At 75.1% G+C, this 24,508-nt stretch carries 23 protein-coding genes; 14 read left to right on the forward strand and 9 right to left on the reverse strand.

Translation table 11 applies throughout. The annotated features are described in order from the left end of the window. From ACIGG8_RS31625 to ACIGG8_RS31635, 3 genes are all read left to right on the forward strand, one after another. A partial coding sequence (locus ACIGG8_RS31625) for a hypothetical protein (RefSeq protein WP_396552120.1) occupies window positions 1–993 on the forward strand: 993 nt, incomplete at its 5' end. Continuing rightward, a complete protein-coding gene (locus ACIGG8_RS31630) occupies window positions 977–1,267 on the forward strand; it encodes a hypothetical protein (RefSeq protein WP_396552121.1) in 291 nt (96 codons plus the stop codon). The genes ACIGG8_RS31625 and ACIGG8_RS31630, both read left to right, overlap by 17 nt. Before the next feature lie 126 nt (window positions 1,268–1,393). Continuing rightward, window positions 1,394–1,642: a hypothetical protein gene (locus ACIGG8_RS31635; RefSeq protein ID WP_396552122.1), complete on the forward strand. Its 249-nt coding sequence runs from the start codon at window positions 1,394–1,396 to the stop codon at window positions 1,640–1,642. A gap of 64 nt (window positions 1,643–1,706) precedes the next feature. On the opposite strand, the gene ACIGG8_RS31640 is transcribed toward ACIGG8_RS31635, so the two are convergent. Together ACIGG8_RS31640 and ACIGG8_RS31645 are read right to left on the reverse strand one after the other, a co-directional pair. Next, the gene (locus ACIGG8_RS31640) at window positions 1,707–2,429 is read right to left on the reverse strand and encodes a hypothetical protein (RefSeq protein WP_396552123.1); all 723 of its coding nucleotides are present in this window, start codon (window positions 2,427–2,429) and stop codon (window positions 1,707–1,709) included. Window positions 2,430–2,560: 131 nt separating this feature from the next. Then, entirely contained in the window at window positions 2,561–3,952 is a 1,392-nt protein-coding gene (locus ACIGG8_RS31645) for a uracil-xanthine permease family protein (RefSeq protein WP_396552124.1), read from the reverse strand. Between the two features lie 297 nt (window positions 3,953–4,249). On the opposite strand from ACIGG8_RS31645, the gene ACIGG8_RS31650 reads away from it, so the two are divergent. Beyond that, on the forward strand, window positions 4,250–7,195 hold the full coding sequence (locus tag ACIGG8_RS31650) for a BTAD domain-containing putative transcriptional regulator (protein ID WP_396552125.1): 2,946 nt from the start codon (window positions 4,250–4,252) through the stop codon (window positions 7,193–7,195). 40 nt (window positions 7,196–7,235) lie between these two features. Here the strand turns inward: ACIGG8_RS31650 and ACIGG8_RS31655 are convergent, their stop codons facing one another. From ACIGG8_RS31655 to ACIGG8_RS31665, 3 genes are all read right to left on the reverse strand, one after another. Beyond that, the gene (locus tag ACIGG8_RS31655) at window positions 7,236–7,793 is read right to left on the reverse strand and encodes a TetR/AcrR family transcriptional regulator (protein WP_396552126.1); all 558 of its coding nucleotides are present in this window, start codon (window positions 7,791–7,793) and stop codon (window positions 7,236–7,238) included. A 106-nt stretch (window positions 7,794–7,899) separates the two neighbouring features. Continuing rightward, window positions 7,900–9,294, reverse strand: coding sequence for an amidase (locus tag ACIGG8_RS31660; protein WP_396552127.1), 1,395 nt, complete (start codon window positions 9,292–9,294; stop codon window positions 7,900–7,902). Next, complete coding sequence (locus ACIGG8_RS31665; RefSeq protein ID WP_350519530.1) at window positions 9,294–9,503, reverse strand: hypothetical protein; 210 nt, start codon at window positions 9,501–9,503, stop codon at window positions 9,294–9,296. Before ACIGG8_RS31665 ends, ACIGG8_RS31660 begins: the two co-directional genes overlap by 1 nt. Window positions 9,504–9,635: 132 nt before the next feature. Here ACIGG8_RS31665 and ACIGG8_RS31670 point away from each other — a divergent pair, with 132 nt between their 5' ends. The 7 genes from ACIGG8_RS31670 (at window position 9,636) to ACIGG8_RS31700 (ending at window position 15,075) form a co-directional block, all read left to right on the forward strand. After that, window positions 9,636–10,559, forward strand: a complete 924-nt coding sequence (locus ACIGG8_RS31670) for an MBL fold metallo-hydrolase (protein WP_396552128.1) — start codon at window positions 9,636–9,638, stop codon at window positions 10,557–10,559. A gap of 156 nt (window positions 10,560–10,715) precedes the next feature. Continuing rightward, window positions 10,716–11,201 (forward strand): hypothetical protein, encoded by a 486-nt coding sequence (locus ACIGG8_RS31675; RefSeq protein ID WP_396552129.1) that lies wholly within the window; start codon window positions 10,716–10,718, stop codon window positions 11,199–11,201. After that, window positions 11,198–11,497, forward strand: coding sequence for a hypothetical protein (locus ACIGG8_RS31680; RefSeq protein WP_396552130.1), 300 nt, complete (start codon window positions 11,198–11,200; stop codon window positions 11,495–11,497). Before ACIGG8_RS31675 ends, ACIGG8_RS31680 begins: the two co-directional genes overlap by 4 nt. A gap of 181 nt (window positions 11,498–11,678) precedes the next feature. Further along, window positions 11,679–12,581: a SigB/SigF/SigG family RNA polymerase sigma factor gene (locus ACIGG8_RS31685; protein ID WP_396552131.1), complete on the forward strand. Its 903-nt coding sequence runs from the start codon at window positions 11,679–11,681 to the stop codon at window positions 12,579–12,581. A 110-nt stretch (window positions 12,582–12,691) separates the two neighbouring features. Further along, window positions 12,692–13,087, forward strand: a complete 396-nt coding sequence (locus ACIGG8_RS31690) for an STAS domain-containing protein (RefSeq protein WP_396552132.1) — start codon at window positions 12,692–12,694, stop codon at window positions 13,085–13,087. 147 nt (window positions 13,088–13,234) lie between these two features. Further along, window positions 13,235–13,699 carry an ATP-binding protein gene (locus ACIGG8_RS31695; protein ID WP_396552133.1) on the forward strand — a complete coding sequence of 155 codons (465 nt, stop codon included), beginning with the start codon at window positions 13,235–13,237 and terminating at the stop codon, window positions 13,697–13,699. Between the two features lie 248 nt (window positions 13,700–13,947). After that, window positions 13,948–15,075, forward strand: coding sequence for a mechanosensitive ion channel family protein (locus ACIGG8_RS31700; protein WP_396552134.1), 1,128 nt, complete (start codon window positions 13,948–13,950; stop codon window positions 15,073–15,075). A 39-nt stretch (window positions 15,076–15,114) separates the two neighbouring features. Here ACIGG8_RS31700 and ACIGG8_RS31705 read toward each other — a convergent pair whose 3' ends face one another. Beyond that, window positions 15,115–15,897 (reverse strand): hypothetical protein, encoded by a 783-nt coding sequence (locus ACIGG8_RS31705; protein WP_396552135.1) that lies wholly within the window; start codon window positions 15,895–15,897, stop codon window positions 15,115–15,117. 103 nt (window positions 15,898–16,000) lie between these two features. Further along, window positions 16,001–16,732, reverse strand: coding sequence for a TetR/AcrR family transcriptional regulator (locus tag ACIGG8_RS31710; RefSeq protein WP_396552136.1), 732 nt, complete (start codon window positions 16,730–16,732; stop codon window positions 16,001–16,003). Between the two features lie 131 nt (window positions 16,733–16,863). Here ACIGG8_RS31710 and ACIGG8_RS31715 point away from each other — a divergent pair, with 131 nt between their 5' ends. Continuing rightward, window positions 16,864–19,083 carry an MMPL family transporter gene (locus ACIGG8_RS31715; protein ID WP_396552137.1) on the forward strand — a complete coding sequence of 740 codons (2,220 nt, stop codon included), beginning with the start codon at window positions 16,864–16,866 and terminating at the stop codon, window positions 19,081–19,083. Window positions 19,084–19,193: 110 nt separating this feature from the next. After that, window positions 19,194–20,006, forward strand: a complete 813-nt coding sequence (locus ACIGG8_RS31720; protein WP_396552138.1) for a hypothetical protein — start codon at window positions 19,194–19,196, stop codon at window positions 20,004–20,006. 68 nt (window positions 20,007–20,074) lie between these two features. Here ACIGG8_RS31720 and ACIGG8_RS31725 read toward each other — a convergent pair whose 3' ends face one another. Next, a complete protein-coding gene (locus ACIGG8_RS31725) occupies window positions 20,075–20,740 on the reverse strand; it encodes a hypothetical protein (protein WP_396552139.1) in 666 nt (221 codons plus the stop codon). Between the two features lie 109 nt (window positions 20,741–20,849). Here ACIGG8_RS31725 and ACIGG8_RS31730 point away from each other — a divergent pair, with 109 nt between their 5' ends. Beyond that, complete coding sequence (locus ACIGG8_RS31730) at window positions 20,850–22,205, forward strand: M14 family zinc carboxypeptidase (RefSeq protein ID WP_396552140.1); 1,356 nt, start codon at window positions 20,850–20,852, stop codon at window positions 22,203–22,205. Window positions 22,206–22,230: 25 nt separating this feature from the next. On the opposite strand, the gene ACIGG8_RS31735 is transcribed toward ACIGG8_RS31730, so the two are convergent. Then, window positions 22,231–24,462, reverse strand: coding sequence for an MMPL family transporter (locus ACIGG8_RS31735; protein ID WP_396552141.1), 2,232 nt, complete (start codon window positions 24,460–24,462; stop codon window positions 22,231–22,233). Window positions 24,463–24,508: the final 46 nt, after the last annotated feature.

A 24,508-nucleotide genomic window follows, 5' to 3' on the forward strand; every position in this document is an offset into this window, starting at 1 on the left:
GGTGCCGTGTTCGGTGCGGTCGAGGCGATCGCCGTGGACGTCGCCGTGGCTCAGCCGATCCGGGTGGAGTTCTTCGGTGACGGCGGCTACAGCCTCACCGAGGCCGCCGACTCGGCCGAGACCGGCGGCATCATGGGTGCGGCCGGCGGCGGCCTCGGCGCCGGCGGCCGCGTCGTCGTCAACGCCGCCGAGCGCGCCGAGAGCGCGTCGGTCGTCCTCGCCGGCCTGGCCAAGGCCGCCAACGCCGCCGACACCGTCCCCGGGCGCATGATCACCGGCGCCGGCCTCAGCATCGGCTACGACGCCGAGTTCAAGACCGGGCCCGTCATGCCCCTCGACGTCGTCGTCGGCGCCGCCGGCGGCGCGGCAGGACCGCGCGGACGTCCCGGCGAGAACGTTCCACGCGGCCCGAGGCATGCCAAGCCAGTCGAGCTGCCGATGCCCGGCAAGGTGCCGCTTGAGTACATCGAGGATCACCCGAGCATCGACAAGGTGGAAACGGAGCTGGCACGCGTGCCGGGCCCTATCTTCGACAAGGTCTGGGAGCATCTGAAAGAGGTGCCGGGCGGCGGGGTCAGCATCGGCCCCAGGCCCATCACGCAGCTTCCGGGCGGCTATCATCTCGCCGGCGTGAACCCGGTCGGAGGCACGTCGCCGGCAGAATACATACCTGGTATGTACGTACCCGGCCAGCGTAGACTCCTGGTCAATTCAACTGCCGAGACACCCACTAGTGTTGCGGTCCATGAGTTCGGGCACGCGGTCGATGAGGCCTACGGCAATTTGAGTCGCCAGCCGGAGTGGCTGCATGTGCGACAGCAGGCCCTGGACCGGATCGGCAACAATCCACATTTGGATGAGTACCGTCGCCAGTCGCACGAGTACTTCGCCGAGGCGTTCAATCACTGGACTGCAGGGACGCTGGACCAATTCACTTACGGCGACCGCGTGGCGGCGCAGATTCTGGAGGGTTACTTTGAGCGAGCATTCTGAGCAATCTGAGAGCTACCACGTCACCGGGCACCCGAGGCTCGACGCCGATGGCGTCACGATCTGGCAGCAGTACGGCGGAAAGGCTCCGGAGGGTTTCTTCTACGACGGGTGGCACAAGTTCGTGCCGGGGGATCCGCGCTACGACGAGCTGCTTCCGGTGGCACGGCAGTATCCGCTGGTCGTCGCGGAGAGCAAGGCCCCGGTACACCCCGAGACCTTGGCCAAGCTGAAGGAGATGCGGCGCAAGACACGCGAGCGGGACGCCGGGCAGTAGCGGAGCCTCCGTGGGACCGGTTTGTTCGCAGGTAATGCCGCGCAAGCCGCGGGGCGGCGCAGATTCCGGAGGGTTACTTTGAGCGAGCATTCTGATTCCGAGACCTATCACGTCACCGGGAACCCGATGCTTGATGCCGATGGCGTCACGATCTGGCAGCGGTACGGCGGAAAGGCGCCGGAGGGGTTCTTCTACGACGGGTGGCACAAGTTCGTTCCGGGGGATCCTCGTTACGACGAACTGCTCCCGGCGGCACGGCAGCTGCCGCTGGTTGTCGCAGAGAGCACGGCCCCGGTCTACCCCGAGACCATGGCCATGCTGGAGGAGATGCAGCGCCGGACGCGGGAGTGGAAAGCGGAGCACGAGCAGGCCTGACATGCCGCAGGCCCGGGCCGCTCCCACATGCGGTCCGGGCCTGCGGACGTTTCCGCGCCCCCCTTTACGAGCCGGCGGTGGCGGCTTCCAGCGTGGTCGCCATCACCGGGCTGGTGAAGGTGTTCGTGGCGTCGCCCGTGGACTCGTGGTACGAGCCCCACTTGAGGTAGTTGCGGTTGCCGTCCCAGGTGGTGCCCTTGAAGGTGCCCGAGCCGGTGGTGAAGGTCTGCTTCTTGCCGTCGAACCAGAAGTCGATCGTTCCGTCGGTGCGGCCCAGGCGGATCTTCAGCGCGTAGGAATGCCACTGGCCGTTGGCCGTCGGGGCGGTCCACAGTGTGTGCGAGACGTGGTCGGTGTCCCACTCCTGCAGCCGGATGCGGCCGTTGGTCGCGTCGATCTCGATCGGGTGGTTGGCCGTGTCCGTGCTGGGGTCGCACTTCAGCTGGAAGACGTACCGGCTGTTGGCGTCCTTGATGTCCACCTTGGACGACCAGCCCAGGTAGAAGGTGTCACCCTTCTTCAGGTCGGGGCTCAGCGTCTCGCAGCGCTCCTGCCCGGCGGCCTGGTAGGCCCGCCACACCTTGCCCTTGGCGGCGTCGTTCACGACCTTGAAGTTGCCCGAGGCGCACTGCACGGCGGCGAAGGAGGACGCCCCCTTGCCGGTGTTCGGGGTCCACAGGACCTGCCCCGCCGCGCTGCTGGGGGTCACCGAGGCCCAGGAGAGTGCGAGCACGGCGGCTGCCACGCTCCCGTAGGCGAGCTTGCGGCGGTCGGTCAGGTCGGACATGCCTCTCCCGGGGGTCGGACGGTCGGCGTGGGCGTACGCAGCGATTCGACCATCCGTCGGGCCCGCGGACCAGGCGGAAACACGGGCGGAAGTAACCCCGGGGCCACTTCCGCCCGTGTCCTCGCGAGCCGTCAGCTGCCGCCCTCGGCGGCCTGCTCGTCGTACGAGGAGGTGCCCTCGTCCAGCAGCGGCTCCTGCGTCTTGAGGTGGGCGGGGGCGAGCGCCCGCAGCGCGTGGTAGCCGGTGATGACCACCAGGGTGCCGAGGGCGATGCCGCTGAGGCTGAAGGTGTCGGTGAACTTCAGCGTCACGTTGCCGATGCCGATGATGATGCCCGCCGCGGCCGGCACCAGGTTGAGCGGATTGCGCAGGTCCACCCCGGACTTGGTCCAGATCTGTGCGCCGAGCAGGCCGATCATGCCGTACAGGATGACGGTGATGCCGCCCAGTACTCCGCCGGGGATCGCGGCGACGACGGCGCCGAACTTCGGGCAGATGCCGAACAGCAGGGCGAAGCCGGCCGCCGCCCAGTACGCGGCGGTGGAGTAGACCCGGGTCGCGGCCATCACGCCGATGTTCTCCGAGTACGTGGTGTTGGGCGGGCCGCCGACGGCGGTGGAGAGCATGGAGGCCACGCCGTCCGCCGAGATCGCGGTGCCCAGCTTGTCGTCCAGGTTCGCGCCCGTCATCTCGCCGACGGCCTTGACGTGTCCGGCGTTCTCCGCGACCAGCGCGATCACCACGGGCAGCGCGACCAGGATCGCGGACCACTGGAAGGACGGGCCGTGCAGGGTGGGCAGGCCGACCCAGTCGGCGTTGCCGACGCCCGACAGGTCCAGCCGCCAGTGGTCGGTCAGGTGGCCGCTCGCGTCCACCGAGTGGATCTTCCCGAAGACCCGGTCGAACAGCCAGGAGATCCCGTACCCGAAGACCAGCCCCAGGAAGATCGCCACCCGCGACCAGAAGCCGCGCAGGCCCACCACGGCCAGCCCGGTGAAGAACATCACCAGCAGGGCCGTCCACTGGTCCTGCGGCCAGTACGTCGAGGCCGTCACCGGGGCCAGGTTGAAGCCGATCAGCATGACGACCGCGCCGGTGACGATCGGCGGCATCGCCGCGTGGATGATCCGCGCCCCGAACCGCTGGACCGCCAGGCCCACCAGGAACAGCACCGCGGCCACGACGAACACCGCGCCGGTCACCGTCGCGCTGGTGCCGCCCTGCGCCCGGATCACCGCGGCGACGCCCACGAAGGACAGCGAGCAGCCCAGGTAGCTGGGCACCCGGCCGCGGGTGGCCAGCAGGAAGATCACGGTCGCCACGCCCGACATCATGATCGCGAGGTTCGGGTCGAGCCCCATCAGGACGGGCGCCACGAAGCTGGCCCCGAACATCGCCACCACGTGCTGGGCGCCCAGTCCTGCGGTACGGGGCCAGGAGAGCCGTTCGTCGGGGCGGACCACCGCCCCCGGTGCGGGCGTGCGCCCGTCACCGTGCAGCTTCCAGCGCACGCCGAGATCCATGATGAGGTATCGCTTTCTCTGTACTTCCGGGTAATGTTCCGCACCATTCTGGTGGCCGCCGGGTGTTCCGCCGAATCGCCGCGTCCCGTCCGTGCGTTCCAGGGGCCCGGCATCATGCCTGGTCAGAGCCTGCCCGGGCGTTCCGGCGTCCCGGACCGCCCGGGACCGCTGGCGGCCGGGACGGATCACCGCGCACGCTTCGGTCATCCGGCGGGCGGCGTCCCGCCGCCCGGGCGGCTCCCGTGATCGACATGCCGTCCGTCGTCATATGCTTGTCACATGAATGAGGGGCGGGTCTTGGATTTCCGACTGCTGGGCTCGGTGGCCGCGGTGGCCCCGGACGGTCGGGAGCTGCCGACCGGGTCCGCCAAGCGCCGCAGCCTGCTGGCCATGCTGCTGCTGAACCCCGGCGCGCCGGTCACCGTCGACCGCCTCACCGAGACCCTCTGGGACGAGGAACCGCCCCGGCACTCACGCACCGTCATCCACAACCACATATCGGGCCTGCGCGCCCTGCTCGCCGCGCACGGCGCGCCCGACGGCGGCGTCGAACTGGTCACCGACGGCGGCGCCTACCAGCTGCGGGTGCCCGAACTCGCGGTGGACACCGCCCGCTTCGAACACCTCCTGCGCTCCGCCCGGTCGACCCCCGACACCGCCGACACGATCGCCGCGCTCCAGGAAGCACTGGCGCTGTGGCGCGGCCCCGCACTCGCCGGCACCGCCCCCAGCGTCCCGCTGCAGTGCGCCGCGCACGCCCTGGAGGAACTGCGCCTCGCCGCCGTCGAGGAACTGGCCCGCGCCCACGGCCGGCTCGGCGACCACGGCGCGGCGGCCGGCGTGCTGTCCACCGAGGCCACCATGAACCCGCTGCGCGAACCGCTGGTCACCGCGCTCGTCCTGGCGCTCGGCCGGGCCGGACGGCGCTCGGAGGCGCTCGACTGGTTCCACCGCACCCGCCGGGCCCTGGCCGAGGAACTGGGCATCGACCCCGGCCCCGAACTCGTCGAGGCCTACGACTCCCTGCTGCGCACCGACGCCGCCGCCCTGCGGCCCGGCCGGGTCCCGCCGCCGCGGGTGCCCACCGTCGGCGGCCCGTCCTGCGCCGACACCCCGGCGCCCGTACGGGGCACCGCCGCACCCGCCCTGGAGCCCGTACGCGGCACCGCCGCCCCCGCACCCACCCCTGCCCCGGCCACCCCGGCCACTCCCGCCCCGGCCGCCCCGGTCGCGCCGCCCGTCCCCGTCCCCGCCGCCGCCGGGCCGGCCCCCGCGCCCCGCCCGCCGCGCGCCACGCCCTGGCCCTTCCCCCGCCGCCCGCGCGGCTTCTCCGGCCGGGAGGACGAACTGGCCGCGCTCGACCGGGCCACCGCCGGCCCCGGCGCGATCGCCGTCGTCACCGGCGGCGCCGGCGTCGGCAAGACCACCCTCGCCCTGTACTGGGCCCACCGCCGCCAAGGCGACTTCCCCGACGGCCGGCTGTTCGTCGACCTGTGCGGCCACAGCCCGCTGCCCGAACGCTCCACCCCCGCCGTCCTGCGCGAACTGCTGCTCGGCCTCGGCCTGCCCGCCGAGCAGATGCCCGCGACCCCCGAAGCCCTGGCCGCCCGCTACCGCGAACTGACCGCCGAGCGCAGGATGCTCATCGTCCTGGACAACGCCCGCCGCTCCGACCAGGTCCGCCCGCTGCTGCCCGACGGCGACGGCTGCATCACCCTGGTCACCAGCCGCGACCGGCTCGGCGGCCTGGTCGCCTCCGACGCCGCCCGCCCCGTCCCGCTCGCCGAACTGTCACCGCCACAGGCCGTCACCCTGCTCGCCGCCACCCTCGGCGCCGACCTGGTCGCCGCCGAACCCGAAGCCGCCGCCCGCCTGGCCGGCCTGTGCGACGGCCTGCCGCTCGCCCTACGCCTGGCCGCCGCCCGCGTCGCCACCGGCCCGGCCCGCGACCTGGCCGGCCTCGCCGACGAACTGGCCGACGAACAGGGCCGGCTGGGCATCCTCGACGTCGAGGACACCAGCGTCGCCGCCGCCCTCGCCCTCACCGTCCAGCACCTGCCCGGCTCCGCCCGCCGGATGTTCCACCGCCTCGGCACCCACACCGGCACCACCCTCGACAGCCGCACCGCCGCCGCCCTCGCCGACTGCAGCCCCGCCGAGGCCTCCGGCGCCCTCGGCCGGCTCGCCACCGCCCACCTCCTCGTCGAGATCGGCCGCGACGCCTACGCCCTCCACGACCTCGTCCGCCTCTACGCCCGCAGCCTGCCCGGCGACGTCGACGACGAGGTGCTGCCGCGCCTGCTCGACCACCTGCTGAACACCCTGGTCGCCGCCTGCGACGCCGCCGAACCGGGCAGCGAACCCTGCTGCACCCTGCCGCCCGGCACCCGGCGCCCCGCCGACGTCCGCCCCTTCCCGGACCGTGCGAGCGCGCTCGCCTGGTACGCCGCCGAGCGCGACACCCTGCGCGGCGCGGTCGAGGCGGCGGTCGCGGCCGGACTGCACGACCGGGCCTGGCGCCTGGTCCTGCTGCAGTGGCCGCTGATCGTGTGGCAGGTCCGGGACGGCTGGGTGCCGCTGCTCGAACACGGCCTGGCCGCCGCCGAGGCCGACGACGACCCGGCCGCCCAGTCCCGCGCCCGCGCCCTGCTCGGCTGGGTCCTGCTGGAGGAGGGCCGCCACGAGCAGGCCCTCGTCCACCTGGAACGCGCCCCCGACCTCGCCGCCCGGGCCGGTGACGGCACCGCCCAGGCCGTCGCCCTGATGAACCTGGCCGTCGCCCTCGGCCGCTACGGTCCCAACGCGCGGGTCCGCGGCCTGCTGGTGCGCGCCCTCTCGCTGTCCGAGCGGGCCGGGCGCGCGGACCTGGTCGCCCTCGCCCGCCAGCACCTCGCCCAGGAGTGCCTGAGCGCCGGCGCCCCCGAGGACGCCGCCCACCACGCCTCCCGCGGCCTGGCCGTCGCCGAACCGCCCTTCCCCGCCGCCCGCCGCGTCCTGCTGCAGACCCTCTACGGCCGCGCCCTCGCCGCCACCGGCCACCCGGAGGAAGCCGCCCTCCACCTCGAAGCCGCCGTCCGCGCCGCCCGCGCCCACCAGTACGGCGAGGGCGAGGCGGGCGCCCTGGCGGCCCTGCGGGCCCTCCCGGCCACGGCGGCCCCCGGGGCAGCGGCAGCGGCCACGCCGGCGCGGGCCACGGCCACGGCGACGGCGACGGCCGGGGTGTACGGCCGGGGGCCCTGCTGACCCCGGCCGGGCGCGGTACGCGTCCCCGGCCGGCGGCGGGTCAGGCGTCGAGGAGGACGGTGACCAGCCGGCCGGCGTACGCGGCGTCGAGCCCGGCCGGGCGGAAGAGGATCCGGTACATCAACGGGGCGACGACGCGGTCCATCGCCTCCTCGACCCCGGGCGGCTGCTCCCCGCGTTCGCGGGCGCGGGCGAACAGGGTGTCGAGCTGGTCGGCGGCGTAGGCCGAGCACCGGCCGGCGTTGCCGCCGTCCGGGTCGCCGAGCAGGGCGTCGCGCACGTAGGCGCGGCCCGCGGGGGAGGCCATCTCGTCGAGGAACTGCTCGGCCCAGGCCGTCAGGTCGCGCCGCAGGTCGCCGTGGTCCGCCGGCGCGGTGTCGGGCCGCAGGCGCTCCACCGCGACGTCCGACAGCAGCTCCTGCAGGTCGCCCCAGCGGCGGTAGACCGTCGAGGGGGTGACCCCGGCCCGCTGGGCGACCATCGGCACCGTCAGCCCGTCCCGGCCCGCCTCCGCCAGCAGCTCGCGCACGGCGGTGTGCACCGCCGCCTGGACCCGGGCGCTGCGCCCGCCGGGGCGCACCATCTGCCTGCCACTCATGGGGCCATCTTAAAGCGCAGCCGTTGCGTTTAGCCCGGTCCGGCGCCACCCCCGGCCGCCCGGCTCTCCCCGCCCGGTCCGGTTCCCGCGGCCCCGCCCGGGCCCGTCAGCCGGCGGCCGGGGCGAGGGTGCGGACCGGGCGGGTGCGCTCGTGGGCCTGGGCGACCCGCAGCAGGGTGCGTTCGCCCAGGGGGCGGGCGAGCAGCTGCATGCCGATCGGCAGCCCGGCCGGGTCGTGGCCGACGGGCAGGGACAGGGCGGGTGCGCCGGTGATGTTGGCGGGGGCGGACAGCCGGACGTAAGCGTCGGGGACGCTCTCGGTGGTGCCGTCGGGCCACTCGACGCTCTCCTGGCCGGCCGGCACGGCGGTCATCGGGACGGCCGGGGCGGCGATCACGTCGACCTGCTCCCACAGCCGCGCCCACTCCTGCCGCATGAGGGTCCGGGCGCGCTGGGCGCGCAGGTGGTCCGTGGCGCTCATCAGCGCCCCGGCTTCCAGCAGGACGCGGACGTCCTCCCCGTAGCGTTCGGGCGCCGAGCGCAGGGCGGCTTCGTGGTAGGCGGTCGCCTCGGGGACCATCAGGCCCCAGTGGGTGGCCCGGATGTAGCGGGTGAGCGGGATGTCGACCGGGACGAGCGTGGCGCCGAGCTCCGCCAGGTGTCGGAGGGCCCGGCGGACGGCGCTCTCCACCGGTTCGGTGACGCGGTCGAAGTAGTAGGTGCGCGGCACGCCGACGCGAAGGCCGGTCAGGTCGTCGTCCGGGTGGGGCCGGTGGTCGGGGGCGGGGACGTCGAGCGAGGCGGGGTCGCGCGGGTCGTGGCCGGCCAGGGCGGCCAGCACGAGGGCGGCGTCCTCGGCGGTGCGGGTGAGCGGTCCGACGTGGTCCAGCGACCAGGACAGCGGGGTGACGCCGTGGCGGGGGATCAGCCCGTAGGTGGGCTTGAGGCCGACGACGCCGTTGAGCGCGGCGGGCACCCGGATCGACCCGCCGGTGTCGGTGCCCAGGGTGAAGGGTGCCGCGCCCGCGGCCACGGCGGCCGCCGAGCCGCCGCTGGAGCCGCCGGCGATCCGCTCGCGGTCCCAGGCGTTGCGGGTCCGCGGGGTGACCAGGCCGTACGCGAACTCGTGGGTGTGGGTCTTGCCGACGAGGACGGCGCCGGCCGCCGCGAGCCGGGCGGTCACGGTGGCGTCGGCGTCCGCGCGGTGGCCCTCGCGGACCAGGGAGCCGGCCCCGGTGGCCAGTCCCGCGACGTCGATCAGGTCCTTGAGGGCGACCGGGACGCCGTGCAGCGGCCCGCGCGGCCCGCTGCGGGCGATCTCCCGTTCCGCCTCGCGCGCCCCCTCGCGCGCCCGTTCGGCGGTGACCTCGGCGTAGGCGCCGAGGCCGGGCTCGACGTGCTCGATGCGGTCGAGGACCGACTCCACCAGGTCGACGGGGGACAGGCGCCGGGCGCCGATCTCCCGCGCGGCGGCGGCCAGTGACAGCTCGTACGGCTGCATCACGCCACCTCCGTGCCGTGGTCGGGCACCGCGCGGTAGGCGGCGGCCGGCGGGGTGTCCGCGAGGTCCAGCTCCCGCAGGACGGCGACCACCGAGCGGATGTGCTCGGCGGTGGCCGCGACCGCGGCGTGCCGGTCGGCGGGCAGCGGGACGCCGGCGCGGGCGGCCTGGCGGGCCGCCTCCGGCGGGGTGAGGTCGTCGGTGGGCATGGGTCCTCCCCTTCCAAAAGCTAACGGTTTGCTTTAGGTGACTGTAGGTTCTACCGTCTTCCTAACGCAAACGCGTTGCGTTTAGATCGGTCCGGCACCCGCCGACCGCCGCCCGCACCGAAGGAGCAGCCCATGTCCGCCCCCGCCGCCACCCCCGCTCCCGCATCCGCATCCGCATCCGCCCCGACCTGGACCGTCGGCGACATCACCGTCCACCGCATCGACGAGATCGCCCTGCCCCGCGAGACCGGCCCCTGGCTCCTGCCCGACGCCACCCCCGAGCTGGTGACCGGTCAGGACTGGCTGCACCCCCACTTCGCCGACCCGGACGGCACGCTGCGCCTGGCCAGCCACACCTTCGCGTTCACCGTGGGCGGCCTGCGCGTCCTCGTCGACACCGGCATCGGCAACGGCAAGCAGCGCGCCAACCCCGCCTGGCACGACCTGGACACCGACTACGAGCAGCGCCTGGCCGCCGCCGGCTTCCCCGCCGACGCCGTCGACCTGGTGATCCTCACCCACCTGCACGCCGACCACGTCGGCTGGAACACCCGCAGCGTGGACGGCCGCTGGGTCCCCACCTTCCCCGGCGCCCGCTACCTCACCTCCCGCACCGAGCGGGAGTTCTGGGCCGGATACCCGATGGAGGACGCGCGCCGGCAGATGTTCGAGGACTCCGTCCTCCCGGTCGAGCAGGCCGGCCTGCTCGACGTCCTCGACGTCCCCGCCGAGGGCCTCGCCGTCGCCCCCGGCCTGCGCCTGCTGCCCACCCCCGGCCACACCCCGGGCCACGTCGCCGTCGAACTGACCAGCGGCGGCCGCACCGCGCTGATCACCGGCGACTGCGTCCACCACCCCGTCCAGCTCGCCCACCCCGGCGTCGGCGCCTGCGTCGACATCGACCCCGAGCGCTCCCGGGCCACCCGCCACGACCTGCTCGCCTCGCTCGCCGACACCGGGACCCTCCTGCTGGGCACCCACTTCGCCCCGCCCACCGCCGGCCGCGTCCGCACCCACGGCGACGCCTACCGCCTGGAGCCCGTCCCCGCGGCCTGAGCCGTGAGCCGCACGGTCGCCGGACCGGTCCCGCGCGGCCGGTAGAACGCCCCGCCGCAAGGGAAGTGACGTCGCATCAGTGACGGCGGGGCGCCACCGTGCCCGAACGGTTCGCCCCCGCCGTCTCGCCCGCCCCGCCCGACCGAGGGAGCCGCGATGACCGTGCCGCCGCCGCCGGACCGACCGAGCGAACTGCTGGAGCTCTACAAGCTCGCCGTGGAGATGGCCGACCGCGTCTCGGCCCGCCGGGGCACCGCGAACACCTTCTTCCTGTCCGTGCAGACCGCCCTGGTCACCCTGATCGGATTCGGCATACCCCGGCTCTCCGAGTCCCCGTGGTGGGTGCCGACGGCCGTGGCGCTGGCCGGCATCACCCTCTCCGTCGCCTGGTGGATGCAGCTGCGCAGCTACCGGGACCTCAACGCCGCCAAGTTCAAGGTCATCAACGCCCTGGAGGACGAACTCGCGGCGCGGATCTACACCGACGAGTGGGACACCCTCAGGAACGCCTCCCGCCGCGGCCGTTGGCACAAGCAGTACACCGAACTCGGCACCACCGAGCGGGCCGTGCCGGTCGTCTTCGCGGCGGCCCACCTGATCCTCCTCACCGGCACCCTGGTCAGCGGCACACTGTCCCCATGAGCCACCTCGACCCGATCGCCGACCTGATCCGCGACTGCCTGCCCACGGAGGCGAGACCTCCCGCGGGCTCCGACGACCTGTTCCGCATCTACGCCGTCCTGCTCCAGGCCAAGGGCGAAGCGGTCACCGACGAGGACGTCCACAACGCCTGGACCGCCTGGACCCAGGCCACCGACGACACCCACCGGGCCCTGGTGCCCTTCGACGAACTCGACGCCTCCACCCGCGCCCTCGACACCCCGTACACGCTGGCCATCCGCACCGCCGCCCGCAAGCTCCACCACCCCACGGCCTGACGGCGTCCGGGAGCGCGGCAGGTACGTACCAGTGGGTACGGCGCCGGGGCGGGCGGTTCGCCGACCACCCGCCCGCCTCGCGGACGGGTTTCACGAAACCTCCACCCCGGGAGGCCGCATCGATCGGCGGGCACCGGGTATCCGGGGCGTTCGACCGTGCCGACACGAGGAAGGGAATCCGATGGTCACGCCCACTGGTGAACTGCCCGTTTCCGCCGATCCGTCGACGGGCGCCCCGTCGTCCCGTCCGGCCGTGCCCGACGCGGCGCCACGGGACCTGCTGCCGCCGCAACTCGCCGCGGTCGACGACCCGCGGCAGATCGCCCCGGCCGACGCGCGGGAGCTCACCCGGGTGCTGCTGCGCCGCCTCGCCGCCCTGGAGGAGGGGACGCGCGAGTACTCCTACGTCCGCGCCACCCTGGTGGAGATGAACCTGTCCCTGGTGCGGTTCGCGATCCGCCGCTTCCACACGCACCGCGAGCCCCAGGAGGACCTGCTGCAGGTCGGCGCGGTCGGTCTGATCAAGGCCATCGACCGCTTCGACCCCGGCCTGGGCGTCGAGTTCACCACCTTCGCCGTGCCGACCGTCCTCGGCGAGATCCGCCGCCACTTCCGCGACACCACCTGGGCCGTCCACGTCCCGCGCCGCCTCCAGGAACTGCGGATCACCCTGGCCCGGGCCCAGGAGGACCTGGCGCAGGAGCTGGACCGCGCACCCACCGTGGCCGAACTCGCCGACCGCCTGGGACTCTCCCCGGAGGAGGTGATCGAGGGCATGACCGCCGCCAACGCGCACACCGCGGGCTCCCTGGACACCGGCACGGACGACGACGACCGCCCCGGCCCCCTGGGCGAGCGCCTCGGCGAGGACGACCGGGACCTCGCCCTCGTCGAGGACCTGGTGGCGCTCAAACCGCTGGTCGCCGCGCTGCCCGAGCGCGAACGCCGCATCCTCTCGATGCGCTTCTGCGAGGACCTGACGCAGTCCCAGATCGGCGAACGCCTCGGGCTGTCCCAGATGCACGTCTCCCGGCTTCTGAGCCGCACCCTGCGACGCCTGCGCGAGGGCCTGGAGGACTCCTGACCGTGCGCCGCGGGGAAACCGCCCGGAGCGGGGCCGGTTCACGCCCCCCTGCTTGGCCGACGGGCGCGACCTCCCTAAGGTCGGAGGGCACGGACATGGAGGGGACGACGATGATGCCATCCGACGACGACCGGCGGGACACCGTCCTGGCGGCCGCCGCGCCCCGGACGGAGCCCGCGGTGCGGACCCGCCCCGGCGCCGGCGGCGCGCTGGTGTGCGCACTGGAGGGCGACCTCGACATCGAGACGCTCGCGCCGGCCGCCGACGCGCTCACCGCCCTGGTCGCACAACGCCCCCGGGCGCTGGTGATCGACCTCGCGCAGGTGGGCTTCTGCGACTCCTCCGGCCTGAACCTGCTGCTCAAGACCCGCCTCGCGGCGGGGGAGGAGGGGGTGGCCCTGCACCTGGCCGCGGTGTCCCCCACCGTCATGCGGGTGCTCGAACTGACCGGCGCCCAGGCGGTGTTCTCCCTGCACCCGTCGGTCGAGGCGGCCCTGACGGCCTGAGCCCGGCAGGCCCGGGTCCCCCTGCGGCCGGTCCCGCGCGGGCCGCGCCGTTCGGACCCGACCCGGGCCCGGGCCGGTGCATAATCCCGAAAGCGCCGGGAAACCGACCAAGCGACAACCGCCGTCGATCCGAAGGGGTGCCCTCACATGACGATGAGCCGGGGAACCCTGGACGGTGATCCCCACCGGACCGGGCCCGCGCTGCCCCCCGGCGGCCAGCGCCGGCGGCTGACCCTGGCCGGGCTCCCCAAACCGGTCGCCCACGCCAGGACGTTCACCCTGAGCGCCCTCGGCGACTGGTACGCGGGCCCGGACGGGGACGTCGCCGCGGACGTGGCCCTGCTGGTGGCCGAACTCGTGGCCAACGCCATGCTGCACGGCGACGGCCCGCTGGAACTGGTCCTGGACGCCGCCGCGGACCGGTTGCGGGTCGAGGTCAGCGACCGCAGCCCGGCCATGCCCGCCCCGCGCCTGCCGCACCAGCCGGCCCTGCCCGGCGGCCACGGCCTGGTCATCGTGCAGCGCATCGCCGACCGCTGGGGCGCCGAACCGCACAGTCAGGGCAAGGCGATCTGGGCCGAGTTCGACGCCGCCCGCCTGACCGGCGCCTGACCGGCGCCTGACCGGCACCTGACCGGACCCACCACCTTCGCCCGGCCGCCCCGCCGCGCCACCTCCGCCCCGCCGTCCTGCTGTCGCCCGCCGTCGCCCTGCCGCGCCCGGCCGGGCGGAACGGGAGGAATGCCCGCGTCCCGCCGGGACAGACGAGCAGGCGACACCGAGGCCGGGCGGCGCAGCCCGGCCGGTACCGGGGATGTGCCGCCCGGCGGGAGAGCCCGGGCAGGAGGGAAGAACGGACGATGTGGTGGAGTCTGGTACGCCTGGTCCTCGCGGGCGCCGCGGCGCTCCTCGTCGCGTACGGCCTGGACCGGATCGCGCAGTTCGCGGTGCGGCGGCTGGCCGCCCGCGGGAGCACCACCGGAGTGCCGCGGCTGGTGCGCCGGTGCCGGATGCCGATCCTGGCGCTGACGGCGTGCCTGCTCCTGCTCGGCGCCCTCCCGTGGGTCGCCGCGCCGCCCGCCGCCCGCGAAGGGCTGCGCCACCTGGCGGTGATCCTGGCCATCGCCGCAGGCGGCTGGCTGTGCGCCCGGGTGGTGGCGCTGCTCGCGGACGGCGCCCTCCGGCTCGCGGTGCACCGGCGCGACCCGGTGTGGGCCGGCCGCGCCCGCACCCAGGCCGACCTGCTCGGCCGGATCGGCCAGGCGATCGTCGCCCTGGTGACGCTGGGCGCGGTCCTGATGACCTTCCCGGCGGTGCGCGGCATCGGCACGAGCCTGCTCGCCTCGGCCGGCCTGGTCGGCGTGGTGGCCGGTGTGGCGGCCCAGAGCACGCTGGCCAACGTCTTCGCCGGGGTGCAGATGGCCTTCGGCGACCTGGCCCGGATCGGGGACGTGGTCGTGGTGGCGGGCGAGTGGGGGACGGTGGAGGAGATCACCCTGACGGCGGTGGTGATCGAGACCTGGGACCAGCGGCGGCTGGTGATGCCGATGTCGTACTTCGTCGGCCGCCCCTTCGAGAACTGGTCCCGCCGCTCCAGCCGGATCACCGGCACCGCGCTGCTCCACCTCGACCACCACGCCCCGGTCGCCCTGCTGCGGGAGGAGTTCGACGCGTTCCTGGCGAAGAACGAGCTGTGGGACGGCGAGGGCAGCGCCCTGCAGGTGGTCGACACCACCCCCACCACCATCGTGGTCAGGGTGCTCGCCACGGCGGCGAACGGTGCCGACGCCTTCGAGCTGCGCTGCGAGCTGCGCGAGCACCTGGTCGGCTTCCTGCGCGACCACCACCCGTACGCCCTGCCCCGTCTGCCCGTGGCGCAGGCGCCGGGCCGGTACCCGCAGGTCCCGGACCCCCGGGCCGCCGACGAGATGCCCCGCCCGCCCCAGGACCGGCCCCGCCCTCCGCAGGGCCCGCCGTCCCGGCCGTGACCGTCGGCGCCCCCGGCGGTTCCCCTCGGCGCGCCGCCCTCAGCGGCCCTGGACCGCGCGGGCGTCGCCGGTCAGCGCGTAGCGGCGGCAGGCCAGCAGCTCCTCGCAGGTGCTGCCGATCTCCTTGCCGAGCAGGTGCAGCACGCCCTCGGCGTCGCGGTCCGGGACGTAGCCCGGCGCGACCCGCAGGGCGAGCAGGCCCAGCTCCCGGAAGCCGCCCAGCAGCCGCTGCTGCGCGCCCAGGCCGCGGGCGACGACGGTGCGCCAGGCCTCGACGTCGTGGCCGTCGGGGCTCTGGACGGCCTGGAGGTCGACGGGCGGGACGTCCGGGCGGTCGCGCAGTTCGGTGACGGCGTCGGCGACGGCGGCGCCGACCAGGGCGGGCTCCGCCGGTGCGTCGCCGGCCTCGGCGCGCACCCGGGCCAGCCGCTCGGCGATCAGGTCGGAGAGCTCGGCCAGCCGGCCGCGCAGGTCGACGACCGCCTGGACGGACAGCACCGGCCAGGAGTCCCAGGTGTGCGCGAGCGAGGGCCCGGCCTCGCGCTCGACGGTCGCCTCGATCGCCTCGGCCACCGCCGCGAGGTCCAGCAGCCGGTAGGCCGTCGGCCGGGACAGGCCGAGCTCGGCCATCGCGTAGGCGCCCCAGGAGGGGAAGCCGAGCGCCGTCCAGACCCGGCCGCCGTGCGCGGCGTGCACCCGGTCGGTCAGCACCAGGGCGGCGGTGCGCGCATCCGCCACCGCCGCCCGCAGCTCCTCGGTCAGCCGCCGTGCCTCGGCCGCGCCGACCACGCGGTCCGGTCCGCTGCCTCGTCGTGTGCCCATGTGTCTTCTTGTGCCCGCTCCCGCAAGGGGTGAACCAGGGCGCAGTGGGACGAATCGCCCGCCCGGCCCCGCCGGTCGCCGCCCGCGACCGGCGGGGCCGCGGTCATCCGGCCGCGCCCGTGCTCTCGTCCGTGCTCTCGTCCGGGCCGGCCCCGGCCCCGGCCCCTGCCCCTGCCCCTGCCCCTGCCGCTGCCGCTGCCGCGGCGGCGGCAGCGGCCCCGGCGTCGGCGCCGGTGCCGGCGAGGAGGGTGTGCACGGTCGCGGCCATGGTGTGCCGTGCCTGTCCGACGTCCAGGCCGCAGCCGCGCCAGTGGTGCCAGGTGCTCCATGTGGTCACCGCGTCCAGGCCGTTGAGCAGGTCCGTGCGGGCGGGCTCGGGCAGCGGGTCGAGTTCCGCGGCGAAGACCTGGGTGAGCCGCAGGCGCGCGAAGTCCAGCATCTGCCGGACGGCCTCCTGGACCCTCGGGGAGGGGTTCTCCAGGCGCATGATGGCGAGCCTGGCCGGGGTGACGCCCTCCAGGATGCGCGCGCGCTGTTCGGTGAGCGCCGCCACGCGCACCTCGCGCGGCCCTTCGGTGGGCAACGGCCTGATCTGGGCCGCGAGTTGTTCCAGGCGCCGGTTGACGGCCACTTCGGCCAGCTCGGCCATGTCCGCGAAGTGGTGGAAGACCAGCCGGCGCGAGACGCCCGCCCGCTCGGCCACCTTGTCGGCGGGGAAGTGCGCCTGGTTCTCGTCGAGCAGCGACAGCACCGCGTCGGCGATCTTCTCGCGGGTCTGCCGTCCGCGTTCCGTGCGCCCGTCGGGGACGGGCGCGGCGGCCTCGGTCCGTTTCACGTGGGCCCCTCGACCTCTCGTTGACATTCTTGCACCGCGAGTGCAAGTGTACGCGTTGCACGCTGAGTGCAATAAGTTTGGCGGGGGCCCCCACGTGCCGCCCGCCGCACGAGAAGGGCCGTCCGCCGCCGATGTTCACCACTGTGGGGCGCTGGTGCGCCCGCAGGCCCAAGCGCGTCCTCGCGGCCTGGCTGCTGCTCGCCGCCGCCGCCCTCACCGCCCTCGCCACCTTCGGGCGCGTCACCAGCGAGGCCGTCTCCATCCCCGGCAGCGACAGCCAGGCCGCGAAGGACATCGCCGACCGCGCGTTCCCCGCCCCGGCCTCCGGCAAGCAGCCCGTCCTGCTGCACACCCCCGACGGCGCCGACCCGCTCACCGCCCCCGCCGCCACCGCCGCCGTCCGCAGCGCGTCCGCGGCCATCGCGTCCGTGCCGCACGTCGTCGCCGTCACCACGCCCTACGACCCGGCCGGCGCCGGCGCCGTCAGCGCCGACGGCCACACCGCCTACCTCTCGATCGAACTCGACGTCTCCGGACGGGACGTGACGCCCGCGACGACCGACGCCGTGCTCGCCGCGGCCGCCCCGGCCACCGCCGCCGGCATCGAGGTCACCCCGGGCGGCTACCTGGCCGCCGCCGTCGACAAGGGCAGCACCGGGCGCAGCGAGGCCATCGGCCTCGGCACCGCCCTGGTGATCCTCGCCCTCACCCTCGGCAGCCTCGTCGCCGCCGCCCTGCCGCTGCTCGCCGGCGTGGTCGGCCTCGCCATCGCCCTGCCCGTCCTCGGCCTGGCCGGCCACCTGATGGACGTGCCCGAGGCCGGCGAGACCATCGCCGCCATGATCGGCCTGGGCGTCGGCATCGACTACACCCTCTTCGGCCTCACCCGCTTCCGGGAACTGCGCGCCGCCGGGGTCGGCGTCGAGGACGCCGCCGTGCGCACCACCGCCGGCTCCGGCAAGTCCGTCGCCTTCGCCGGCAGCGCCGTCGTCGCCGCGCTCGCCGGACTGGCCCTGGGCGGCCTGCCGCTGCTGTACGCCCTGGCGCTCGCCCCCGCGATCGCCGTGCTGACGGCGCTGGGCGTGAACCTCACCCTCCTGCCCGCGACCCTCGTCCTGCTCGGCGCCCGCCTGACCCCCCGGCCCGCCGCCCCCGCCCCCGCCGGGCGCCCGCGCGGCTGGGGGAGGATCGCCGCCCTGGTCGCGGCCAGGCCCTGGCCCCTGCTGCTGGCCGGACTGGCCCTGCTGGGCACCCTCGCCGCCCCGGCCGCCGGCCTCCACCTCGGCCAGCTCGACGCGGGCAGCAAGGCCGCCGGGAGCATGAGCCGCACCGCCTACGACCGGATGGCCGCGGCCTTCGGCCCGGGCGCCAACGGCACGCTCCAGGTCGTCGACGTGCTGCCCGCCCCGGCCACCGGGGGAGCCGCCGACCCGCGCGCCGCGGCCGTGACCGCCGCGCTGCGCACGGCCGAGGGCGTCGCCGCCGTCAGTCCGCCCGCGCTCGCCGCCGACGGCCGCACCGTCCGCTGGCAGGTCACCCCGACCACCGCCCCCTCCGACCCCGCCACCGCCGCGCTCGTGCGCCGGCTGCGCGCGGACGTGCTGCCCGCCGCCACCGCCGGCAGCGGCCAGGTGGCGCACGTCGGCGGCGCGCCCGCCGCCCAGGCGGACCTCAACGCGCGGATCGCGCAGCGCATGCCGCTGGTCGTCGGCTTCGTCCTGACCGTCGCGGGCCTGCTCCTGCTGCTGGCCTTCCGCGCGCCGGTCGTCGCGGTGAAGGCCGCGGTGATGAACCTGGTCTCCGTCGCCGCCGCCTACGGCGTGCTCACCGCGGTCTTCCAGCACGGCCACGGCGCCCGGCTGATCGGCCTGGACGGCGCCGTGCCGATCCCCGGCTACGTGCCCCTGCTGATGTTCGCCGTGCTGTTCGGCCTGTCGATGGACTACGAGGTGTTCCTGCTCAGCGCCGTGCGGGAGGGCTACCTGCGGGAGCGGGACAACCGCCGCGCCGTGGTGGCCGGCCTCACCGCCACCGGACGGATCATCAGCTCGGCCGCCCTGATCATGGTCGCGGTCTTCCTCAGCTACCTGCTCTCCGACGACCCGGTCGTCAAGATGTTCGGCATCGGCCTGGCGACCGCCGTCGCCCTGGACGCCACCGTGGTGCGCGGCCTGCTGGTCCCTTCCACCATGGTCCTGCTCGGCGACGGGAACTGGTGGCTGCCCCGGTTCCTCGACCGCCTGCTGCCGCACATCGACATCGAGGGCGACGGCCACCGGGAGCACCCCGCCGCCGCGTCGGAGGCCGCCGCCGCGTCGGAGGCCCCGCCGGCTGCGGCCGACGCCCGGTGAGCGCCCCGCGGCCTTCCCGTACCCGGACCCAGACCCGTACCCGGACCCGCGTCCGTACCCGAACCCGAACCCGTACCCGTACCCGATCCACCCGCCAGGAGCAGTTCCCGATGCACCCGCACCCGCGCCGCCCGTCCGCGCGCACCGCCCTCCCGCTGACCGCCCTCTCGCTGACCGCCCTCGCCCTGGGCGCCGGAGCCGTCGTCGTCGCGGCGCCCGCCGCCCACGCCGCCCCCGACTGCGGGCGGGCGCCGGTCCAGTACTCCGTCGACGGCGGCGCCCACTGGACGGCCGGCGCGACCATGCCCGCCGAGTCCGCCACCGTCCAGGTCCGGCTGGCCGGCGTGCCGGCCGCCGGCTGCGACTACCACGTCTCCCTGGGCTCCTACGAGACCCAGGGGCCGACCTGGGCCACCTCGGGCCGGCAGGCCTTCCTCGGTTGGGCGACCGTCACGCTCACCCGCGAGCACTACCGCGACACCCTCGACGTCACCGGCCACCTGCCGCACTGCTACGGCGAGTTGGCCCTCTACACGGTCGGCGAGAAGTACGACGGCAGCGACAGCGACCACCCGCTGCCGCACTACCCGGACGAGCCGTTCTCCGGCCTGGCCGTCGCCACCTGGAACGGCGGCACGGCCTGCACACCCGAGCCCACCGCCGGCCCGGCGACCCCGACGGCCCCCGCCCCCACCACTGCCGCCCCGACCACTGCCGGGCCGACGACTGCCGCCCCGACGAGTGCGGCCCCCGCCCCCGTACCGTCCCCGACCGGGCCGGCCACGCCGTCCCGGACCCCGACGCCCGCTCCGACGCTGGCCGCCACCGGTCCGGACGACGGCCTGCTGACCGCCGCCGCGGTGGCCGCCGCGCTCCTGGTCGCGGCCGGAGGCGCGGCCGCCTACGCCGCCCGTCGCCGCTGACGCAGCCGCTGACGGCCCGGCAGCCGCGCCGCCGGGGGCCGCCGTACGGGTGGCCCCCGCCCGCCGGCTCAGCGGGCGTCGAGCGCAGCGTCGACGGGCTGCCCCGCGGCGGCCTGCTCGACCCGCCGGGCGAGCATCGTCGCCAGCGCCTGGAGCCGGGCCGTGTCCGCCGAGTCCTGCACCATGACGCCCGAGAAGGTGGTGCCCACCCGCATCAGGACGACGTTCCGCGGGCGGCCGCCGGACGCGGCGGTGTAGGCGACGCTCTCGTTGCCGACGGCCGGCACCGAGAGCTTGGTGGCGCCCTTGTCGGCCTTCTTCTCGAACTCGCCCGCGGTGGTCGCCAGGTACGCGCTCGCCTCGGTGGCCGAGCCGAAGGTGATGACCTTGAAGGCGGCCTTGGCGCTGCCGGACTCGAACTCCACGGTGCCGTCGATCTTGCAGCCCCGGCACTCCTCGTCGGTGCCGTCCTCGGTGGAGACGTCGGGCCGGTGGCCCTTCCAGCCGGGCAGCGCCGCGGAGTCCGGCAGGGCGCGCTTGACCGTGTCCTTGTCGGCGAGCACGGTCTTGAAGTCCGCCCACTTCTGCGCACCGGGGGCCAGCTGGTCCGAGAGCGGGCCGGAACCGCAGGCGGTCAGCGCACCCCCCAGCACGACCGATGCGATGCCGATGCCCAACCCCCGTGCGGTGGCGCCGATGTGCGCGGCCATGCCGAACTCCCCGTTCCCAGTCATCAAGATCATCGGATGGTATGTCAGATCACGGGGGGTGTCACAAACTCCCGCTCCGCCCCCGTCCGTCGTACTCTCCGAGCCCGGGGGAGACGACCACAGGGGGAACCGCATGCTCACCGACACGACGACCGGCGCGGGCAGGGCCGTACTGATCCACGACCGCTGCCCCACACTCGCCGAACTCACCGACACCGCGCGGCAGTTGACCGACCGCCGGCCCGACCTGTGCCGGCTGCGCACCGTCGGCGCCTCCCGCGCCGGCCGCCCGCTCACCCTGCTCTCCGTCGGCCGCGCCGAGCGCCCCGGCCGCCCCGAGCGCAACGTCCTGGTCGTCGCCGGCGCCCACGCCGACGAGTTCGCCGGCCGCGCGAGCATCGTCGAACTCGCCCACCGGGTCCTCGCCCGCCCCGCCCTGCGCACCGCCGCGACCTGGAACTTCCTGCTCTGCCTCGACCCCGACGGCGCCCACCTCGCCCGCGGCGCCCTCACCGCCCGCACCCTGCCCGAGTACTTCGCCGGCTACTACCGCCCCGCCGCCGAGGAACAGCCCGAATGGGCCCCGGCGATCGGCGCGCGCCTCCCGGAGAGCCGCACCCTGCTCGACCTGATCGACGAACTGCGCCCCACCCTCCAGTTCACCCTGCACAGCATGGACGTCGGCGGCACCTTCCTCCAGGCCACCTGCGACCCGACCGTCCTCGCCGCCCCGTTCGCCACCTCCGCCGCCGCCCTCGGCATCCCGGTCGAGACCGGCACCTACGACACCTTCTGGCTGCGCGAGTCCGGCCCCGGCGTCTACCTGATGGAACCCCACCACATCGACCGCCAGGAGAGCAGCACCGGCATGCTCGCCCCCCACCCCGCCCGCCGCCCCGACGACACCGGCGGCGTCCGGGCCTCCACCTGGTTCGCCCCGCAGCGCCACGGCGGCCAGACCGTCATCGTCGAGGTGCCCGCCTGGACCAGCGACCGCCTCGGCGACACCCGCCCGGCCGACGACGCCCCCGAACGCCTGACCGCCAGCGCCGACCGGCTGCGCACCCGCACCGCCCTGCTCGCCGACCTGCTCACCGCCGCCCTGCCCCACCTGCCCGACCAGGACACCGCCCTGCTCCGGGCCGCCCGCACCCCGCTGGCCGCCTCCCGGCAGCTGGCCGACGAATGGGACCCCCGGGCCCTGGGCCGGCGCCTGCTGCGCCCGGGGCTCATGACCCGCGCGAAACTCGCCGGCATCGACCTGTGGGCGCACCGCATCCCGGTGCGCGCCGCCGCCCTGCTGCGCCGCGCCGTCGAGCCCGCCGGAGCCCGCGCCGCCTGCGACACCGCCCGCCTCGACGCCCTCCTGCAGGACTGGTGCGCCCGCTACCAGCGGCGCTTCCGCCCGGCCTGGCTGCCGGTGGCCCGCCAGGCCGAGCACCAGGCCAACATCGTCCAGGCCGCCGTGGAGCTGCGCCACCCGGCCTGACCGGCCGGTCGTCGGGCAACGGGTGTCAGGCCTGCTCGCCCTCGCCCTCGGTGTCGATGTGCGGCAGGATCCGGTCCAGCCAGCGCGGCGTCCACCAGGCCGCCGCGCCCAGCAGGGTCATCACCGCCGGGACGAGCAGCAGCCGCACGATCGTCGCGTCCACCAGCACGCTCACCGACAGGCCCAGCCCCATCATCTTGATCACGATGTTGTCGCTGACGATGAACGCGGCGAAGACGCTGACCATGATCAGCGCGGCGCAGGTGATCACCCGGGCGGTGATCTCCAGGGCGTGGGCGACGGAGTCCTGGGCGCGCCCGGTGCGCAGCCAGGCCTCGTGCACCCGGGAGAGCAGGAAGATCTCGTAGTCCATGCTCAGCCCGAAGACGATCGCGAACATCATCATCGGCACGTAGCTCTCGATCGGGACCTTCCCCGCCACCCCGAGCGCCGGCCCGCCCCAGCCCCACTGGAAGACCGCCACCACCACGCCGTACGAGGCCGCGATCGACAGCAGGTTGAGCACCGCGGCCTTGAGGGCGACCAGCGGGCCGCGGAAGACCGCCAGGATGACCAGGAAGGCCAGGGCGACCACGACCACGATGATCAGCGCCAGCCGGCTCGCGACGATGTCCAGGAAGTCGACCTGGGCCGCGGTGTTGCCGGTGACGTAGGTCTTCGCGCCGGTGCCGGCCACCGCGTCGGGCAGCACGGTGTCCGACAGCCGGTTGACCAGGTCGGTGGTGGCCCGGTCCTGCGGCGCGGTCGCCGGGATGACGGTGTCGAACAGCACCGCGCCGTCCGGGCTGGTCTGCAGCGGGGTGCTGCTGGCGGCGCCGGGCACGCCGGTGAGGGCCTGCTGCACCGCGGACAGCACGGCCGGCCGGGCCTGGGCGGGCACGGCGCTCTGGTCGACGACCACGGTCAGCGGGCCGTTCGAGCCGGGGCCGAAGGCGGCGGACATCAGGTCGTAGGCGCGCCGGTCGGTGAAGTCGGTGGAGTCGGCGCCGTCGTCGATGTGGCCGAGCTGGATGGAGAACAGCGGGATCGACAGCACCGCCAGCACCACCACCCCGGCCGTCAGGAAGCGCCAGGGGTGCGCCTCCACCCGCCGGGCGTAGCGGTGCCAGGTCCCGCCCTCCGCGCCCTCGGCGCCGCCGGCCTCGGCGATCGGGCGGCGCACGCAGAAGCGGTCCATCCGGGGCCCGATCAGCCCCATCAGCGCCGGCAGCAGGGTGAGCGCGCCGAGCACCGCCGACACCACGGTGACGGCCGCCGCGGCGCCGAGCTTGGCGATGAAGGAGATGCCCGACACCGACAGCCCGGACAGCGCGATGATCACCGTGCAGCCGGAGACCAGCACCGCGCGTCCGCTGGTGGCCACCGCCTGCCCGGCGGAGGCCACCGGGTCCACGCCGTCCATCAGGTTCTGCCGGTGACGGGTCAGCAGGAACAGTGCGTAGTCGATGCCCACCCCGATGCCGATCATCGTCGCCAGGGTGGGCGCGACCGTCGCGAAGGTGGACAGCGCCGCGATCAGGCCCAGCACCCCCAGGCCGACCACCGCCGCGAACAGCGCCGTGACCAGCGGCAGCCCGGCCGCGATGAGGCTGCCGAACCCCACCAGCAGCACCACGATCGCCACCGCGAAGCCGATCGCCTCACTGGCGCGGTCGTCCGGCGCCGGCCGGGCCAGCTCGCCCAGCGGCCCGCCGTACTCCACCTGCACCCCGGCCTGGCGCAGCGGCGCCACCGCCGCGTCCACCCCGTCCAGGTAGTCGGTGCCCAGCAGGGCGGGCGTGGTGTCGAAGCGGACGGTGATGTAGCCGGTCTGCCCGTCGGCGGACAGCGGCCCGTTCGGCGGCGCGGGCTGGCCCGGGGGCGGCAGCGGGCTCTGCGCCGAGATGACGTGCGGCAGCTGCTGGAGCGAGGAGACGGCCTGGGAGATCTGCGGCTGGAAGCCGGTCAGCGGCGCGGCGTCGTGCAGCACCACCTGGGAGCTGGTGCCCGCGGCGGCCGGCTCGTGCGCCTGGAGGACGTCGCGGCCCTGCTGGGCCTGGGTGCCGGGCAGGGAGAAGTCGTCGGAGTAGGAGCCGCCGATGGTCTTGTTGGCGGCCTGGACGCCGGCCAGGGCGACGATCCACAGCACGATGACGATCAGTGAGTGGCGTGCGCACCACTCGCCCAGGCGGCGCAGTGCCGCGCGCTTGGTCGGGCTCGCGGCGGCCTGGGGGGCTTGGCGGGCGGACGGCGGCATGGACGGCTCCCGGGTCGGCTGCGCGCTGGTGCGCCGGATCGGCGCA

It is taken from the genome of Kitasatospora sp. NPDC085464, from assembly GCF_044541955.1.
GTDB lineage: Bacteria > Actinomycetota > Actinomycetes > Streptomycetales > Streptomycetaceae > Kitasatospora.